Here is a 16,256-nt window from a genome sequence, read left to right as displayed (position 1 = left end):
TTTCAGCTCAACAAGACGGCTTTCATTCCAAGTTTTAATTAATCAGTTGTAATTGCTTATTAGCAATTCTCCTATTTCGTGCTTTGGCACTTATAAGGAAACGTTTCGCGCAGTGCATTCCTTCACAAACTACATTTTCTTTCCTAAGAAATTTGCCTTTCTTGTAATTTCTTTTTTCTGTATAACCTCTTTAAAAAGAAGAAATGGATCGTTTCAGTGAAAAACGTTTAAACAATATTTTTCATGGGAATTTTCCCGTGAATTCGACACTTTTCTCGTTCTACTTATCATTTTCCCAATATCCTCTGAAGCTGTTGTTAGCGTTTTCTTGTGATGTTATTCTCTATTTATAGCAAAAAGAAAGCGTATTCACTAAATTAAAATAGAAAAAGGAGATTAGAAAAATGGGATTAGTATTAGCAAGAATAGATCAACGTTTAATTCACGGAATTGTGGTGACACAATGGGCAGCACACACAAAAGCAAAACGGTTGATGGTAGTCGATGATGAAGTGAGTAAAGATGAAGTTCAAAAAGCAGCGATGCGAATGAGTAAGCCTGCAGGAACTGGGATGTCAATCATTGATACGGACACTGCAATTGCCAACTTCAATGCGGGAAAATATGATAACCATAATGTTTTATTAGTTGTTCGTGAACCCGAAACATTATTGAAGCTTGCTGAGGGAGGCGTTCAAATTCCGAAAGTAAACGTAGGGATTATTTTTGACGGTGAAGGTAAAAAAACGGTGAAGAGAATGGTTTCTGTAGATGAAAAAGAAATAGCTGATTTAAAAGCTTTAGAAGTAAAAGGAATTCCAGTAACATTTCACTTTGTTCCAGGAGAAGGAGAAGAAACACTAGAAACATATATAAATTAACTAATACAGTTCTAGTAGCTCCTTTCGTCAGAAATTACTAGAAGACTAGGAAGAGGAGAAAAAATGGAAATTATTCAAGGGATACTCATTATAGCGTTGGCCTTCTGGATGGTTCTTGATCAACAAGGATTTGTCATTACTACTTGGTTCCCATCTATTATTGGAATGATTGCAGGGCTTATCATGGGAGATATGGCAACAGCGATGATTATAGCAGGGACATTCCAATTAATGGCTTTAGGGGTAGCAAATATTGGTGGTTCATCAGTTCCAAACTATGGTCTTGCGACACTTGTTGGAGTTTACGTAGCGATCCGTACAACTAATGATGTTGAAAATGCAAAAGCTATTGCTTTAGCAGTGGGTGTACCAGTCGGAATGTTAGGGATTCAATTAGATGTTTTAGGGAAATTATTAAATTCATATGTGTCTCATGCAGCTCAAAAAGCGTTAAACGAAGGGAAATTCAAGAAAATGGAAAGAATTTTTTGGATTGGACCTCTAATCTTTGGTTTAACGACAGCAATTCCAGCTGCACTTTGTGTGTTATTCGGAGATAAGATTGTTAAGGTGATCTTGGATATCGTGCCAAAATGGTTTACAGATGGATTGTCAATTGCCGGGTCTATGCTGCCCGTGGTAGGGATTGCGTTATTACTTCAATTTATGCCAGTGAAGAAATACTTAACAATGCTCTTAATTGGATTTGTCGTTTCTGCGTATCTTGGCTTACCAATCTTAGGCATTGCAATCTTAGGCTTTGCATTTGCCTATTATTACTTCACACAAAACATGAATAGAACCCCTGCAGCAGCTGGTGCGGCAGATGTTGATACATTTGGTGAAGGAGACGACTTTGATGAATAATACAGAGATGACAAATAATGTTGCAACGAAAAAAGGTAATCTAAACACACAGAAAAATGCACCGCGTCTATTGGTGACAAATAATGGAGTAACAAAAAAAGACATTCGAAAAGCAGCCATTCGCTATATGTTCATGGCTTGCAACACATTTAACTATGAAAATCAACAAGGTCCGGCAGTTGTGTATGGATTGAGCAAAGTGCTGCGAAAAATCCATAAAAAAGATGAGGATTATAAAGCATCTTTAAATAATCATTTTAATTATTTCAATACCACTACCTGGATGGCGAATTTACTTTTAGGATCTTCTGTGGCGATGGAAGAAAAAGATGGAATTAAGTCAAAGGATGCAGTTCAAGCATTCAAAACAGGGATGATGGGACCGTTAGCTGGTGTTGGAGATACGCTTGTTTGGGTACTTTATCCAACTATAATGGGATCAATTGCTGGGTATATGGGGTTGCAAGGAAATCCAACAGGCGCCATCATTTGGTTAATATTAAATATTTTATTCTTCTTTTTCCGTGTGAAATTATTTGAATTAGGCCACACATCTGGTTTGAAATTAATCACTGCTCTTGGAGATAAATTAAATATCTTCACCGAAGCCGCTTCAATCATGGGATTAATAGTAGTTGGGGCATTAATTCCTTCCGTTGTGAAAATGAATATTCCAATTGAATTTAAAACTGGAAAGGTTGAATTACCTATACAAACAGAAATTTTAGACAAAATTATGCCAGCTTTACTACCAGCTGTTTTAACATTTATTGTCTACAAATTGATTGCTTCGAAGAAATTTAGTGTGACGCAAATTATTTTCATGGTCATTGGACTGGCGTTAATTTGCTCATTTTTTGGGATTTTAGGAGTTTAGAGATGAGGAGCTGGGCAAATCGCCTAGCTTCATTTAAAGAAAGGAAACGAACCGTATGCGAAAAATTATTATTGCGAGTCATAATAAAATGGCAGAAGGTATCAAAGATACCTTGAACTATATAACAGGAGGTCATGGAAATGTTCATGCGCTTTCTGCATACTTAAATAATACACCGATTCAGGAAGAAATCGAAGAGTTGTTAAAAGATGTAAAGGAAGAAGACGAAGTATTGGTCTTCACTGATTTATTAGGAGGATCAGTTAATCAAGCATTTTTTCCTTATACCTCTCGTCCGCATTTTCATGTGATTTCAGGAATGAATTTACCAGTTATTATGCCTTTAGTATTAGAACTTAATGATCAATATTTAACAGCGGATAAGATCCATTTTGCTCTAAATGAAGCAAAGGAACAGTTAGTGTATGTGAATGATTTTGTAGCGAATATGTCAGATGATGATGAAGACGATGAGTAAGGAGAAGCTAATGGAAAAAGATTGGTGGAAAAAAAGCGTCGTTTATCAGATATACCCACAAAGTTTCAAAGATACAACTGGAAGCGGGATGGGTGATTTAAACGGGATTATCGAAAAACTCCCCTATTTAGCGGATTTGGGCATTGATGTGATTTGGTTGAACCCTATTTATCAATCACCGTTAGTGGATAATGGATATGACATTGCAGATTACTTTAACATCAATCCCGAATATGGAACTATGGATGATTTCAAACGACTGCTGGATGAAGCACATCTCTTAGGTATCAAGATTATTATGGACTTGGTGGTAAATCATACGAGTGATCAACATGAATGGTTCAAAAAATCGTGTGAATCACGTGATAATGAGTATTCTGATTTTTATATTTGGAAAGATCCAAAAGAAGATGGTAGTGCACCAACGAATTGGGGATCGACTTTTGGCGGCCCGGCTTGGGAGTATGTAGAAAGCCGCGGACAATATTATCTGCATTTATTTGCGAAAGAGCAGCCTGATTTGAACTGGGAGAATCCAAAGGTTCGTGAAACGATTTACGACATGATGAAATTCTGGTTTGAACTCGGGATTGATGGCTTCCGAATGGATGTAATCAGTTTGATTAGCAAACGTCAAGATTGGCCGGATGCTCCAAAAGGTGCAGTCTATACGAAATCGTATTATATTGGTGCCTCTAATGGGCCCCGTGTTCATGAATTTCTTCATGAAATGAATCAAGAAGTATTAAGCAAATACAATATCATGACCGTGGGAGAAACAGCGAATACAAATAGTGATCAAGCGATTTTATACACGGATCCTAATCGCAAAGAATTAGATATGGTCTTTCATTTTGACCACATGCACTTAGATTATGGACCATATGGAAAGTTTTCAGATGTTCGTTTTAAGATGAGCGATTTGCGAGATGTTATGACTGAGTGGCAATGCAAGCTGGAAGGTCGTGGATGGAACTCGCTTTATTGGAGCAACCATGATCAACCACGTGCGGTTACCCGTTTTGGAAATGACACGAACTATCGAGTGGAATCGGCGAAAATGTTGGGAACACTCCTTCATATGATGAAAGGCACGCCTTTTATTTATCAAGGGGAAGAGTTAGGAATGCGCAATGTTCGCTTTACTTCTTTTGATCAATATAAGGATATTGAAACCTTTGGAGTGAAGAGAGAATTTGAGGAACACAGACTTCCAGAGGCGTACATTAAACAGTCCATTTTTTTGAAATCACGTGATAACGCGCGTACGCCGATGCCTTGGAATGGAAGCGAAAAGTCCGGATTTACTGCCGGAACACCTTGGATTGATTTCAGTCCGGATAATGAATGGATTAATGTAGAAAATTGTCTAGCAGATAAAGATTCCGTCTATCACCATTACAAAGAATTAATTCGCCTTCGCAAAGAGTTACCGGTTGTGGTAGATGGAACCTATGAACTGATTCATCCGACTGATTCAGATGTCTATGGTTATATGCGTGTACTTGGAAAGCAAAAATTAGTGGTGATTTGTTCATTTGCAGAAAACAAAGTGAATTACACTTTACCTGAAGAGTTAAAAAAATCGTCTGGGAAGTTGCTATTATCGAATTATCATGATACAAAGAAAGAACTAGACAACTTAGAGCTTGGCCCATATGAAGCAGTAATCTATCTTATTGAAGAATAAAGCTAACTTGACTAGTAAGAAATATTCTCTTGCTAGTCTTTTTTGTTGTATATTAAAAAGGTAAAAAAATCAAGATAAAACTCAATCACTTTCATAAGAAAATTTTAAATCTCGCATACTGAAATAAGATTAACTGAAAATATTTGTTCAAAACAAGTGTTTTTTATCTACTACGCTTTTTCCGTTGGATCTTTTCTATACATCGAATATAGTTTGGGTAATACATAATGGAACAAATCGGTAGGAAATGATTACATAAAAAATTTGACTTTTTAGAGAAAACATTAGGTGAAAACCAATCTGAAATTTATTTACAAGGTGGAGATGGTATGGAGTTTGAGTTAAGTGTAAAGATGAATTATGACAAATTGACTGATTCTGAAAAAGAAATGGTAAAATTCATAATGAATCGACCGCAAGACGTCATAAGTATGAATATTGTGGAATTGGGCGAGGCGATGCTTAGTTCAAAAAGTTCGGTACTTCGCTTAGCAAAAAAGCTGGGATATCGTGGATTTTCAGAATTAAAATATGTGATTCGAGAGTCCATGAATATCTCCGCATTAGAGCCCTCTGATTTGACTCAACTATTAAAACAGGATTTAGATTGGATATTTCGTTATGTGGACCAAACGAATTTCCAGCCTTTCTTGCAAAAGTTAAAAGATGCACGTATGGTCTTTTTATACGCATCTGGTTTTTCGCAGAATAATTTCACGAAAGAATTTTCTAAGGATTTGTTGATTGCGAATCGGTCAAATATGTTGATTTCAGGCGAGTCAAATTTGTCGATGAGTAGTTCAATCATAATGGAAGATGATTTAATTATTTTTACTTCATTGAGCGGTGAAACAGCCGGTATAAAAGAATCCATTCGAACATTAAAAATGAAAAATGTACCAATTGCGACGGTTACGAAGTTCGGCAGTAATTTTATGAGTGAAAATGCCGACTATTCATTCTTTTTTGAAGCAACCCCACTACCGAGTCACCAACATAAGCAATTAATCCATTCGATTATTGGTTTAGAAGTGATACTCGATGTGATTGCACGAAAATATCGGGAGTTTATTCTTTTTGATGAGTAACAAAGAGAAATCAAGGAACGAAATTTATGATTAAGGGTAATATTAATAAACATCTGTTCGCTTATTAGTTCAATAAGTAAGCAGATGTTTTTATATTCTTGTTAATTTTAGAACGTTGCAATTAAACCCAAAATGAATATTAACGGATAGTTTGATCTATATAGGTAAAACGGTTGAATTTTTAATTTCTCTGAGAACTAGGCTTGTTTGAATTCTTGTGATGCCGAGCTTATATAATTTTCTGGTGAATGTCTCCAAATCGTTTCGGTTTTTGCTTACTATTTTTAAAAGATAATCATATTCACCTGTTAAACAATGACATTCTAGTATCTCAGGCATTGATTTTAATGACTTTTCTAATACTGCTAGTTTTTCACCTTCATGTATATTCATGCTAATAAAAATAAAGCATGATAAATCAAAACCTAGTTTCTCTTGATCTAAAATGGCCACTTGCGTTTTAATAAAGCCTTCTTTTTCTAAACGTTTTATTCTTGAGTGTATAGCTGGTGGAGATAAATTGACACGTTTTGCAAGCTCTATATTACTTAACTGTGCTTGTTTTTGTAGTAAATCTAAAATTTGAATATCAATATTATCTAGAGCTTTACTTACGATCGATTCCATCTACATCACTCCATTTAAATTATTCATAAAATAGTTACACTTTAAGGGAAGAAATGAATTTAATTTTTTATAAAAGTAGTTATTCTTTATTTTATTTTGAATTTATTTGATTATATCGAATAATATATAATCCGGTCAAACAGCATGTTAAAATAATTAACAAACAAATAATAAACTTAAAAGTTTCTGGTTCTAATGTGAAAGAGATTTATTTAAATGACTCTTTTATGTGAAATTTATTAACATTACAAACCTTAAACAATTCTTTTTTACTAATATTTAATTGGAGGTAAAACTAGTGAACTTTAAATATGCTAGTCGAATGGAGAAAGTAAAACCGTCAGCTATTAGGGAGCTGCTTGCTTTAGGTGCACAACCTGACATTATTTCATTTGGTGGAGGGTACCCTGCTCCAGAAGTATTCCCTATTGATAAACTAAATGGAGTTTTCTTGGATGTTATGAAGGATAATGGGTCCAAAGCCCTTCAATATGCAACATCCGAAGGCCTTCTACCATTGAGAGAAAAGCTTGTGCAACGTATGGTGAATACAGGGATTTCTTGTGAATTAGATCATTTATTCATGATTCAAGGTGCTCAACAAGGTCTGGATTTAGTTGCAAAAATGTTTATTGATAAAGGTGATGTCATTGTTACAGAAAATCCTACTTTCTTAGGAGCGCTTATTGCCTTTAACCCTTATGAGCCTGAATACAAGACAGTGCCAATGGATGAAGAAGGCATGGATATGGACGCATTAGAAGAAACATTAAAAACTCATTCAAAAGTCAAATTTATCTACACAGTTCCTGATTTCCATAATCCAACTGGTGTCACAATGAGTTTAGAGCGGCGAAAACGTTTAGTTGAATTGGCTAATAAATACGATGTTATGATTTTAGAAGATAGCCCATATAGAGAGATTCGATTTGAAGGCCAAGCTATTCCACCGATTAAGAGCTTTGATACAGAAGGACGAGTTATCTATCTAGGAAGCTTCTCAAAAATACTTTGTCCTGGTATGCGCTTGGGTTGGGTAGTGGCAGAAAAAGAGATAGCTTCTAAGCTATGCCTATTAAAAATGGCCGCAGATACACAAAACAGTACACTTAATATGTATCTGGCTGATCAATTTATGGAAAAATACGACATTGATGAACATATTGGGTCCATTCGAGAGGTTTATAAAGAGAAAAAAGAAACGATGATTCAAGCAATTCAAGAATATCTTCCTTCCACCGTAGCTTATACAAACCCTGAAGGAGGACTTTTCACTTGGCTGACCTTCTCTAGTAATATTGATGCTGCAAAGTTAATGCGTGAACGGTTGCTTTCAGAGGCAAAAGTAGCGTACGTTCCTGGTGCAGCCTTCTTCCCAGTTAAAGAAGAAGTTAATCATTGCCGGATCAGCTATTCGAATATGCCTAAAGAAAAAATTGTTGAAGGAATCGCCTCATTAGGTAAAATCCTAAAGGAATATTATTAGAAGTTAGATAGAATTGGGTTTGTTATCGTAAACAAATTTCAAAATGAACATTTCAAGAAGAAACAGCAAAACGTTTGAGTTGGGAAGTATTCCGAAAAATTAATGGAAAGTCCGGTGTAACCATGTCACAAATTCAATATTCTATAAGTCAGCTGCAGAAGTCAAACGAGAAATCGCTCATTTACATAAGGGGGCAAAACTTCTTTTTCTGGGCAAGCTACTGCATTATTCTATCTTATCTCCCTCTTTATTTTCATGAACGTGGTTTAAACACAAAGGAAATAGGATTTATATTGGCGGCTGGCCCACTGGTTTCCATTTTTGCGCAGCCCTTTTGGGGGATTGTAGCTGATCGTATAAATTCCATTAGACGAACCATTCTAATGTTAACGTTATGCAGTACGGTTTTATGTGTCGGAGTGTTTATGGCGAAAGGCTTTTATCCAACCTTTTTCTTAATGGCACTGCTTATGTTTTTCTTTACATCTATCATGCCATTGAATGATTCGATGAATGTTAAAATAAGTGTTTACCATAAGGTGAGTTTTAGTTCATTAAGAGCATGGGGATCAGTTGGTTTTGCGGTCGCATCTTTAGGATTAGGTTATCTGCTTATCATGATCGAACTATCTCAATTGATTTATGTGTATGTCTTTTTTATGGCACTAATCTTTTTTTTCTCTTATCAGACATTTGAACCTATACAAAAAGGAAATAAATTTGAACGAAAAGACATTTATGTTTTACTCAAAAATGGTAAATTTATAATGTTTTTAGTATTTGTTCTTATTGTTTCTATTCCGCATCAGCTAAATTTAAACTTACTAACCATTTACCTCTCCACACTGGGAGCATCTAAGCAGATCATTGGACTATCATGGATGACCGCAGCAGGGATGGAGGGACTTGTGTTTTTAGCGTTTGGTAAAATACTAGAACGATACAAACCGCTGCCGATTCTGATAGCTGCATCATGTCTATATTCATTAAGATGGTTTTTATATTTCTCTATTCCGTCTCCTGAAATTATTGTGATTATGCAAATATTACAGGCATTTACTTTTACTCTTTTACTATCAGCGTCCGTTAGATACATGGCTGAAATCATACCAGCAAAATTAAGGGCAACAGGACAAGCTTTGTTTTCAGCAGTATTTGCTGGAATTGCAGGAGTAATTGGCAATTTTGGTGGCGGCTGGGCGATGTATGCCTATGGCGGACAGACTGTATATAAATGGGGAACCGTTTTATCTTTAATAGGCTGTGTATATGCTATTTTTTATATGTTATATGTAGTTAAGTCAGGAAAGAAGACTTCATAATAGTTTGACTAATCCATTTTAAATGTGTATATAAATAGATAAGCAATCAGCTTCTAAGCGTTGAGCAGTCTACCTAGCTCGATTACATTATTACTGATTGGAATTTTTAAAAATGGAAGGTATCCTAATATGAATCTATACGAGAATGTTACACTTTTGCCAAAAGCAAATATTTACTTTGGGGGAAAGGTCACTAGCAGAACCATTATTTTTCCTGATCAAACGAAAAAGACAGTCGGCATTATGCTGCCTGGCGAGTATACATTTTCTACAACTAGTAAAGAAGAAATGAGAATAATTTCAGGGAAACTATCTTTTAAGTTGCATGGAGATGATTGGAAAGAAGTGGATGGAAGCGGAGTATTTTATGTTCCTAGTAATGAAAGCTTTCAATTGATCGTTCATGATGTTGTGGATTATTGTTGTTCGTATCTTGCTTAATTTGTTTGTATTTTTAGATGGGACCCTAATGTGAAATGAATGAAATCAATTATTACCATTGATTTTTTGTGATTGTATATAATGAAGAAAATGAATCATGACGTACTTTGACTACTAGAGCACTCCTAATCATAGAGAGTGCTCTCTGTGTATTATTAGAAGTTAGATTTAATCAAATATAGGTAAAAAGTTGTCATTTGATTTGGACTCAAAACACATTTCAATTTGTTTTTTTGTCACTCTTCCTACAGATAGTGGTGGTAAATCTGCTATAGAAAAGAAACCACTTTCATCCGTTTCTATATTTTTTTCAAATCTGCCATCTATCATCTCACAAAGTACGAATATCTTGTAAATTCCATAGGCAGTTACAGGCTCATTATGCTTATTTCTGTCTAATACAGCTATTAATCTCTTTGGAACTACATTTAATCCAGCCTCTTCTTTTGCTTCCTTTACGATATTTTCTTTTATTGATAGATTAAATTCTGCCCATCCACCAGGCAAGGACCAGCAGCCATCAATGCTTTCTTTAACTAACAATATTTTATCTTCTTTAAAAATAGCTCCTCGTATATCTACTTTAGGTGTTTGATATCCAGTTTCATTGCAGAATAAGTCTTGTATTTTTTCATTGCTTATCCCGGTATATTCACTCAAAATCTCAACTGATAGATTCCTAATTTGTTGAAATCGTTCGATATCATACTTATCTTTGGAGTATTCCAATCCTGCTTGCGCGATTGATTGCAATTGCTTAGCCCAACTAAGCCACTTTGGTTCCATATTGATTCCTCCCTTTTATGTATTTTGTTTTCTAAAATAAATATATTAATAGATTGCTTAACATAATCTTACAATTTTTGCTGAATTAAAACAAAGGTGAGCAGTATGAGCAACAATTAATACTAAAGCTGATCTGGTAAAAGGATCAATTTTCTTCTTTTTTTACACAAAAAAGTGCCTAAAAGATATACTTTTAGGACACTCAGTCATTTCATCAAAAATTTCACACTCGTAAGATCGGCAATGAGCAGCAGCGAAAGGAACCGCCGGATTTAATAATTTCTGAAAAATCAACTTCAATCACATGAAATCCAGCTTTTCGCAGTTGTGTATTCATTCGTACATTTTGAGGAAGACTTAGCATTTTCCCTGGTTCAAGTGACAGAATATTTGGCCCCATTGAAAATTGTTCTTCTTTGTCAACCTCAATTAAGTTATAATGATTTCTTATTAATGTAAGAGAATCTTCGGAGAAAGCATTTGTATAAATAATCGCCGTATTTGGTGAAATCACATTAAATACACAATCAAGGTGAAGAATCTCTTTATTTAGTGACAACGGAATTACTTCAAAAGAAGGAAGAGTCTTTATTAATTCATCAATTGCTTCTTGAGAGGTCCTTCCACTCAAACCAACCCATACTTTATTTTCGGAAATAATAACATCCCCGCCTTCAATAGGACCTGATGTAATTTCTCTATATGTAAACCTATGATGATTTAGCCAGTTTTTAAGTACCGATTCTTCTCCTTTGCGTATAGCACTTTCCATATTTCCAATAAATAAGGTTTCACCTAAACAAAAGCCAATATCTCTTGTAAAAACCTGCTCGTTATAGCGTTCATCAGGGGGAAGCATATGAACCACTACGCCATTGTCCTGAAGTACTTTTACAAATTGTTCATGCTGCTTTAAAGCAATTTCTTGATTAATATTCTCTGAAAGATATTGCTTTTGAGTCTCATTAATCGCTTGTTTGATTTTCATAAATTTGGGTGGACATACCACTACATGCTTGAGTTTATTATATTCGTTATTGCAGCTTGCCTTAAAAAGCTTTCCACTTTCTATCATTACTATCTGTTCCCTTCTAAAACTTTGAATTGTAAATAGATTTATTTTGAATCACTTAAGGGTGAATTCATTTAGGAATGAATATTTATTTATCTTGATGTATTTTTATTCTTCTAAATTTTCTGAAAATAAATTAGGTAAATAAGCACCTACAGACATAAGTAGTATTTGTTGCTGTAGGCGTATTTTTGAAAAACAACTAAAAGAAAAATGCCATTCCTTCTTATATCCATCTTATTTAAGTACTAACTATTTTTTCTAAAGCACCTTGCTTAAAAAGGATATGGTTCTATTTTCACGAGGGTTTCCAAATAATTCATTTGGGGTGTTCTCCTCTACAATATATCCACCGTCCATAAAAATAACACGGTCGCCTACTTCTCGTGCAAACCCCATTTCGTGAGTGACGACCACCATCGTCATTCCTTCTTTAGCCAGCTGCTTCATGACCTCAAGTACTTCTCCAACCATTTCCGGATCTAACGCTGAAGTTGGCTCATCAAATAGCATGATTTTCGGTTCCATCGCAAGTGCTCTTGCAATCGCAACCCTTTGCTTCTGTCCTCCAGATAAAGAATCAGGATATACATGTGCCTTATCCTCTAAGCCTACTTTGCGAAGGAGATCCAATCCCTTTTTCTTCGCTGCCTCTTTATCTACTTTTTTAACTTTTGTAGGAGCAAGAATAATATTATCATTCACTGTCATATGGGGGAAAAGATTAAAGGACTGAAAAACCATTCCAACATCTGTTCGAATTCGATTAATATCTGTTTTTTTATCTGTAATATCGACACCTTCAATAAGAATCCGTCCAGCTGTAATTTCTTCTAATCGGTTAATACACCTGAGAAAAGTAGATTTTCCTGAACCTGAAGGGCCTATGACGACGACTACTTCTTTCGCTTGTATTTCCGTATTAATCTCTTTTAATACTTCATTTTCACCAAAGGACTTCTTTACATTTTCAACTTTAATCATACAGTTGCCAACCTTCTTTCAAGTCGATGTAACAGGAAGCTTAAAACAAGTGTTAAAATTAGATAAATAAAAGCGGCAGTAAGGTAGGGTTCCCATACACGGAAGTATTGTGCACCCATGGCTCTCGCCCAATACATTAGCTCTGGAGCTGCTACGATTGAGACCAAAGAAGAATCCTTTAATAACACAATAAATTCATTTCCAAGCGGAGGAATCATTCGTTTGAAAGCCTGTGGCAAGATTACATATCTCATTGCCTGTATATGGTTCATCCCAAGAGAGCGAGCTGCCTCCATTTGTCCTCGATCGATGGATTGAATTCCGGCTCTAAAGATCTCTGCTATATAGGCTGCGGCATTTAGGGATAAAGCAATAATTCCAGCTGCAATTCCATTTGTTTGACCAGTGAATAATGGAACGACTCCAAAATGTACAATCAATATTTGCACCAGTAAGGGGGTTCCGCGAAAGAAAGTAATATAACAAATAAAAGGAAAAGCAAGTATTTTATTTCTCGATATTTTCCCTAAGCCAATTAACAGTCCTAAACCTGTTCCTATTAATATCCCAGCCAGTGATAACCCAATTGTAAGCATGGTTCCATTTAAAAAAAATCGAGCATACTCAACAATAATACTTATTTGAAAATCCATCTACTTCTCCCCTTAAACTAAAAATGACATTATTCTTCTATTGTAGTTACATCGTTTTACGATTTTAAATTTTTTATGAAACGCAGAGAGAATAAGAACTTACTGCCTGCGTTTCATAAAATCGTTTTATTTTTCAAAGCTTTTTATTGATGTGCTTTTAGATTCTCTATATCAGCATCTGCTTTAAACCATTTTGTGTAAATTTCTGCATAAGTTCCATTTTCGTAAAGTGTGTTGATGGCTTTATCAAAATCTGCTTTTAATTCGCTGCCTTTTGGAAACATTAATCCATAATATTCTGAAACAAAGTTGCCTTTATCTTCAATTACATTTAGTTTTTTATCTGGATTATTTTTTACATATTCATCCACAACTGTATTATCAGCTACAACAGCATTCGCTCCGCCGTTAAGTAATTCCATAATTGCTAGGTTGTTGTTTTCAAACTTTTTAATATTTTTATTGTTTTTTCCTAATAGTTTTTCAACTGCAGCTTGTCCAGTCGTTCCATTTTGAACAGCAACGATTTTATTTGCTAAATCTTTAGCACTTTTAATATTGCTTCCTTCTGGAACTAAAATTTTAAGCGTTGATAAAAAGTATGGGACTGAGAAATCATACGTTTGCTTTCTCTCATCAGTCATGGTAATTGCTGCAATACCAATATCAGCCGTTTTATCTTTTATCTCTACAAACATTGGTTCAAATCCAACATGTACAAGCTCATATTTGTAACCTGCCTCTTTCGTTGCGGCTTTAATAAGGTCGGCATCAAATCCAACAATTTCGCCTTTATCTATGTATTCAAATGGTGCAAAAGTTGCTTCTGTCACCACTCTTAATGTCTTTTTAGATTCTGTTCCGCCGTTAGCTTCATCTTCACTGCCATTCTTGCTTGTTCCACACGCAGAAAGGATTAAGGTAAAAATAAGCACTAGTGTTAATATAGAAAACTTCTTCATAATCATAACTTCCTCCTGATTTTAAATACATTATTAAAATATTAAATCACAAACAAGATTAATTGAAAGGAATACTTCATTAGAAAAAAGAGCAAGTTTTAACTCATCTATTGCGGAGGTTCTTCCACTTACACTAACCCATACTTTATTTCAGAGATAATCACTTCCCTACCTTCAATAGGGCTTGATGTAATTTCGTAATATGTAAGTCCATGATGATTCACCCATTTTTAAGCAGCGTTTCTTCTTCCTACGATAAGTCAACATCGAACCGCTTCGCTCTTCATGTTTCCTTTATCTCACTCGATTCAGTCCAGCACTTTACGTCGATAAGCAAGGGAACCCCGCGCTTTTCTTATTAATATTCACTGAAAGATATTTGTTTTTGGGTCTCATTCCTTGGTGCAAATATAATCTTTAAAATCTAATATTATCGAACATTAGTCTTACTAGCAGTGCTCTCATTTTCTTGGATTTTTCTCTTTTTCTTGATATTAAAATGATAGTACAAATAGCAGAGTGCAATAAAAATTCCTCCCCCATATAAAGTAACCCTTTGATCTGGAATAAAGAACAGACTCATTAAGACAAGCCCATTCAATAAAAAGCCAAGGATTGGAACAATAGGGAACAAAGGTGCTTTAAATTTTAAATCTTTAATATCGCCGCCTTCTTTAATAAAACGTCTGCGAAAGAAGAATTGAGAAGCACAAATGCACATCCACGAAACAATGGTTCCCACTCCAGCAATAGAGATTAACCATAAATATACTGTGTCTGTTGAAAAGAAACTTGTCATTAAAGAAAATGAAGCAACTGCAAAGGTAATAAGCAAGGCATTTATGGGTACACCCTTTTTTGATAATTTCGCTAAGCGATAGGGTCCCATTTCACTTTTTGAAAGTGACCATAACATTCTAGCACCTGCATACAACCCAGAATTCGCAACCGATAATACAGCCGTTAATATGACAAAATTCATAATATCTGCAGCAAAAGGAATCCCTATTTTATCAAGTACAGCCACAAAAGGACTTTCAGCAACACCTGCTGTCTTATAGGGAATAATAGCTGCTAGTACAAACATGGCTAGCACAAAGAAAAATAATGTTCTCCAAATAATATTTCGTATAGAATTAGGAATTGTTTTTTCTGGATTTTCACTTTCTCCTGCTGCAATTCCAACAAGCTCTGTACCTTGAAATGAAAAACTCACCATCACTAATGTAAGAAGCACAGCGGTCATACCATTCGGAAATAAACCAAGATCAGTTGTAAAATTTGATAAAAAAGGAGCTGCTTCATTTCCTTGGAAATGAATAATCCCGAACGTGGCAGCAAGACCGATTATAATAAATAAGACGACTGCTGCTATTTTAATACTTGAAAACCAAAACTCAGTTTCAGCAAAGCTTCGTGCAGACACCACATTGACTAATAAGGTGATACTGCCAAAAATTAAACACCAAACCCAAATAGAAACATCAGGAAACCATCTTTGCATTAAAATACCAGCGGAAGTAAATTCCAGCCCCACAGTATTGGCCCAACCAAACCAATATAACCAGCCAACCATAAATCCCGTAGAAGGCCCTAAATATTTCGTTGTATAAGATTGAAATGATCCAGGTTCAGGCATAATAACTGCTAATTCTCCAAGGCATAACATGACTAAATACATTAAAAATCCGCCAAGAATATAGGCTAAAATAGAACCAAGAGGTCCAGCTTGACTAATGGTAAAACCTGATCCTAAAAATAATCCAGTCCCTATGACTCCACCTAACGCGATCATAAAAAGATGCCTGCTTTTCATTGTGCGTTGTAATTCATATTGCTTATAGCTGCTCATCATTTCCCTCCATAAACTTTATTTAAAAAATATCCGTCATTTTAAAGACTTTTTTAAATGAGTAAATTTCTTGATGACTATAAATTCGTTTTATCGTATTTCATTCTTTTCAATTTTCTGAATATAAATCAGAATAATTAAGCACCTACAGTATATGTAGTTGTTTCTGTAGGTGTTTAATTGAAAAAAA

16 protein-coding genes are annotated in these 16,256 nt (G+C 35.0%); 9 read left to right on the top strand and 7 right to left on the bottom strand.

Annotated features, from left to right (window positions below; genetic code table 11):
- Window positions 1–404: 404 nt before the first annotated feature.
- The 6 genes from FDO66_RS10500 to FDO66_RS10475 all read left to right on the top strand — a co-directional run bounded on the left by FDO66_RS10500 (window position 405) and on the right by FDO66_RS10475 (window position 5,881).
- Window positions 405–881 (top strand): PTS sugar transporter subunit IIB, encoded by a 477-nt coding sequence (locus FDO66_RS10500; protein WP_141432603.1) that lies wholly within the window; start codon window positions 405–407, stop codon window positions 879–881.
- Window positions 882–944: 63 nt separating this feature from the next.
- Window positions 945–1,748: a PTS mannose/fructose/sorbose/N-acetylgalactosamine transporter subunit IIC gene (locus FDO66_RS10495; RefSeq protein ID WP_141432602.1), complete on the top strand. Its 804-nt coding sequence runs from the start codon at window positions 945–947 to the stop codon at window positions 1,746–1,748.
- The gene (locus FDO66_RS10490; RefSeq protein WP_258535697.1) at window positions 1,741–2,625 is read left to right on the top strand and encodes a PTS system mannose/fructose/sorbose family transporter subunit IID; all 885 of its coding nucleotides are present in this window, start codon (window positions 1,741–1,743) and stop codon (window positions 2,623–2,625) included. The genes FDO66_RS10495 and FDO66_RS10490 overlap by 8 nt, the downstream gene beginning before the upstream one ends.
- Before the next feature lie 55 nt (window positions 2,626–2,680).
- Window positions 2,681–3,103: a PTS sugar transporter subunit IIA gene (locus FDO66_RS10485; RefSeq protein ID WP_141432601.1), complete on the top strand. Its 423-nt coding sequence runs from the start codon at window positions 2,681–2,683 to the stop codon at window positions 3,101–3,103.
- Between the two features lie 10 nt (window positions 3,104–3,113).
- Complete coding sequence (locus tag FDO66_RS10480; protein ID WP_181444529.1) at window positions 3,114–4,793, top strand: glycoside hydrolase family 13 protein; 1,680 nt, start codon at window positions 3,114–3,116, stop codon at window positions 4,791–4,793.
- Between the two features lie 329 nt (window positions 4,794–5,122).
- Entirely contained in the window at window positions 5,123–5,881 is a 759-nt protein-coding gene (locus FDO66_RS10475; RefSeq protein WP_141432599.1) for a MurR/RpiR family transcriptional regulator, read from the top strand.
- 156 nt (window positions 5,882–6,037) lie between these two features.
- Here FDO66_RS10475 and FDO66_RS10470 read toward each other — a convergent pair whose 3' ends face one another.
- Window positions 6,038–6,508, bottom strand: a complete 471-nt coding sequence (locus FDO66_RS10470; protein WP_141432598.1) for an Lrp/AsnC family transcriptional regulator — start codon at window positions 6,506–6,508, stop codon at window positions 6,038–6,040.
- A gap of 298 nt (window positions 6,509–6,806) precedes the next feature.
- Here FDO66_RS10470 and FDO66_RS10465 point away from each other — a divergent pair, with 298 nt between their 5' ends.
- The 3 genes from FDO66_RS10465 to ppnP all read left to right on the top strand — a co-directional run bounded on the left by FDO66_RS10465 (window position 6,807) and on the right by ppnP (window position 9,757).
- Window positions 6,807–7,994, top strand: coding sequence for an aminotransferase-like domain-containing protein (locus FDO66_RS10465; RefSeq protein WP_141432597.1), 1,188 nt, complete (start codon window positions 6,807–6,809; stop codon window positions 7,992–7,994).
- A 74-nt stretch (window positions 7,995–8,068) separates the two neighbouring features.
- Window positions 8,069–9,316 (top strand): MFS transporter, encoded by a 1,248-nt coding sequence (locus FDO66_RS10460; RefSeq protein WP_141432596.1) that lies wholly within the window; start codon window positions 8,069–8,071, stop codon window positions 9,314–9,316.
- Window positions 9,317–9,445: 129 nt separating this feature from the next.
- Window positions 9,446–9,757: a pyrimidine/purine nucleoside phosphorylase gene (gene ppnP / locus FDO66_RS10455; protein ID WP_141432595.1), complete on the top strand. Its 312-nt coding sequence runs from the start codon at window positions 9,446–9,448 to the stop codon at window positions 9,755–9,757.
- A 168-nt stretch (window positions 9,758–9,925) separates the two neighbouring features.
- Here the strand turns inward: ppnP and FDO66_RS10450 are convergent, their stop codons facing one another.
- The 6 genes from FDO66_RS10450 to FDO66_RS10425 form a co-directional block, all read right to left on the bottom strand.
- On the bottom strand, window positions 9,926–10,543 hold the full coding sequence (locus FDO66_RS10450) for an NUDIX hydrolase N-terminal domain-containing protein (RefSeq protein WP_141432594.1): 618 nt from the start codon (window positions 10,541–10,543) through the stop codon (window positions 9,926–9,928).
- Window positions 10,544–10,766: 223 nt separating this feature from the next.
- The gene (locus FDO66_RS10445; RefSeq protein WP_258535696.1) at window positions 10,767–11,531 is read right to left on the bottom strand and encodes a dimethylarginine dimethylaminohydrolase family protein; all 765 of its coding nucleotides are present in this window, start codon (window positions 11,529–11,531) and stop codon (window positions 10,767–10,769) included.
- A gap of 345 nt (window positions 11,532–11,876) precedes the next feature.
- Window positions 11,877–12,599 (bottom strand): amino acid ABC transporter ATP-binding protein, encoded by a 723-nt coding sequence (locus tag FDO66_RS10440; RefSeq protein WP_141432592.1) that lies wholly within the window; start codon window positions 12,597–12,599, stop codon window positions 11,877–11,879.
- Window positions 12,596–13,252 (bottom strand): amino acid ABC transporter permease, encoded by a 657-nt coding sequence (locus FDO66_RS10435; protein ID WP_141432591.1) that lies wholly within the window; start codon window positions 13,250–13,252, stop codon window positions 12,596–12,598. The genes FDO66_RS10440 and FDO66_RS10435 overlap by 4 nt, the downstream gene beginning before the upstream one ends.
- Window positions 13,253–13,395: 143 nt before the next feature.
- Window positions 13,396–14,214, bottom strand: coding sequence for a basic amino acid ABC transporter substrate-binding protein (locus FDO66_RS10430; protein ID WP_181444533.1), 819 nt, complete (start codon window positions 14,212–14,214; stop codon window positions 13,396–13,398).
- A gap of 430 nt (window positions 14,215–14,644) precedes the next feature.
- Window positions 14,645–16,069 (bottom strand): amino acid permease, encoded by a 1,425-nt coding sequence (locus FDO66_RS10425; RefSeq protein WP_141432590.1) that lies wholly within the window; start codon window positions 16,067–16,069, stop codon window positions 14,645–14,647.
- Between the last annotated feature and the right edge of the window lie 187 nt (window positions 16,070–16,256).

The sequence above is a fragment of the Bacillus sp. 03113 genome (assembly GCF_006546985.1).
Taxonomy (GTDB): domain Bacteria; phylum Bacillota; class Bacilli; order Bacillales; family Cytobacillaceae; genus VATK01.
This window is presented reverse-complemented; position numbering and strand designations above follow the sequence as displayed.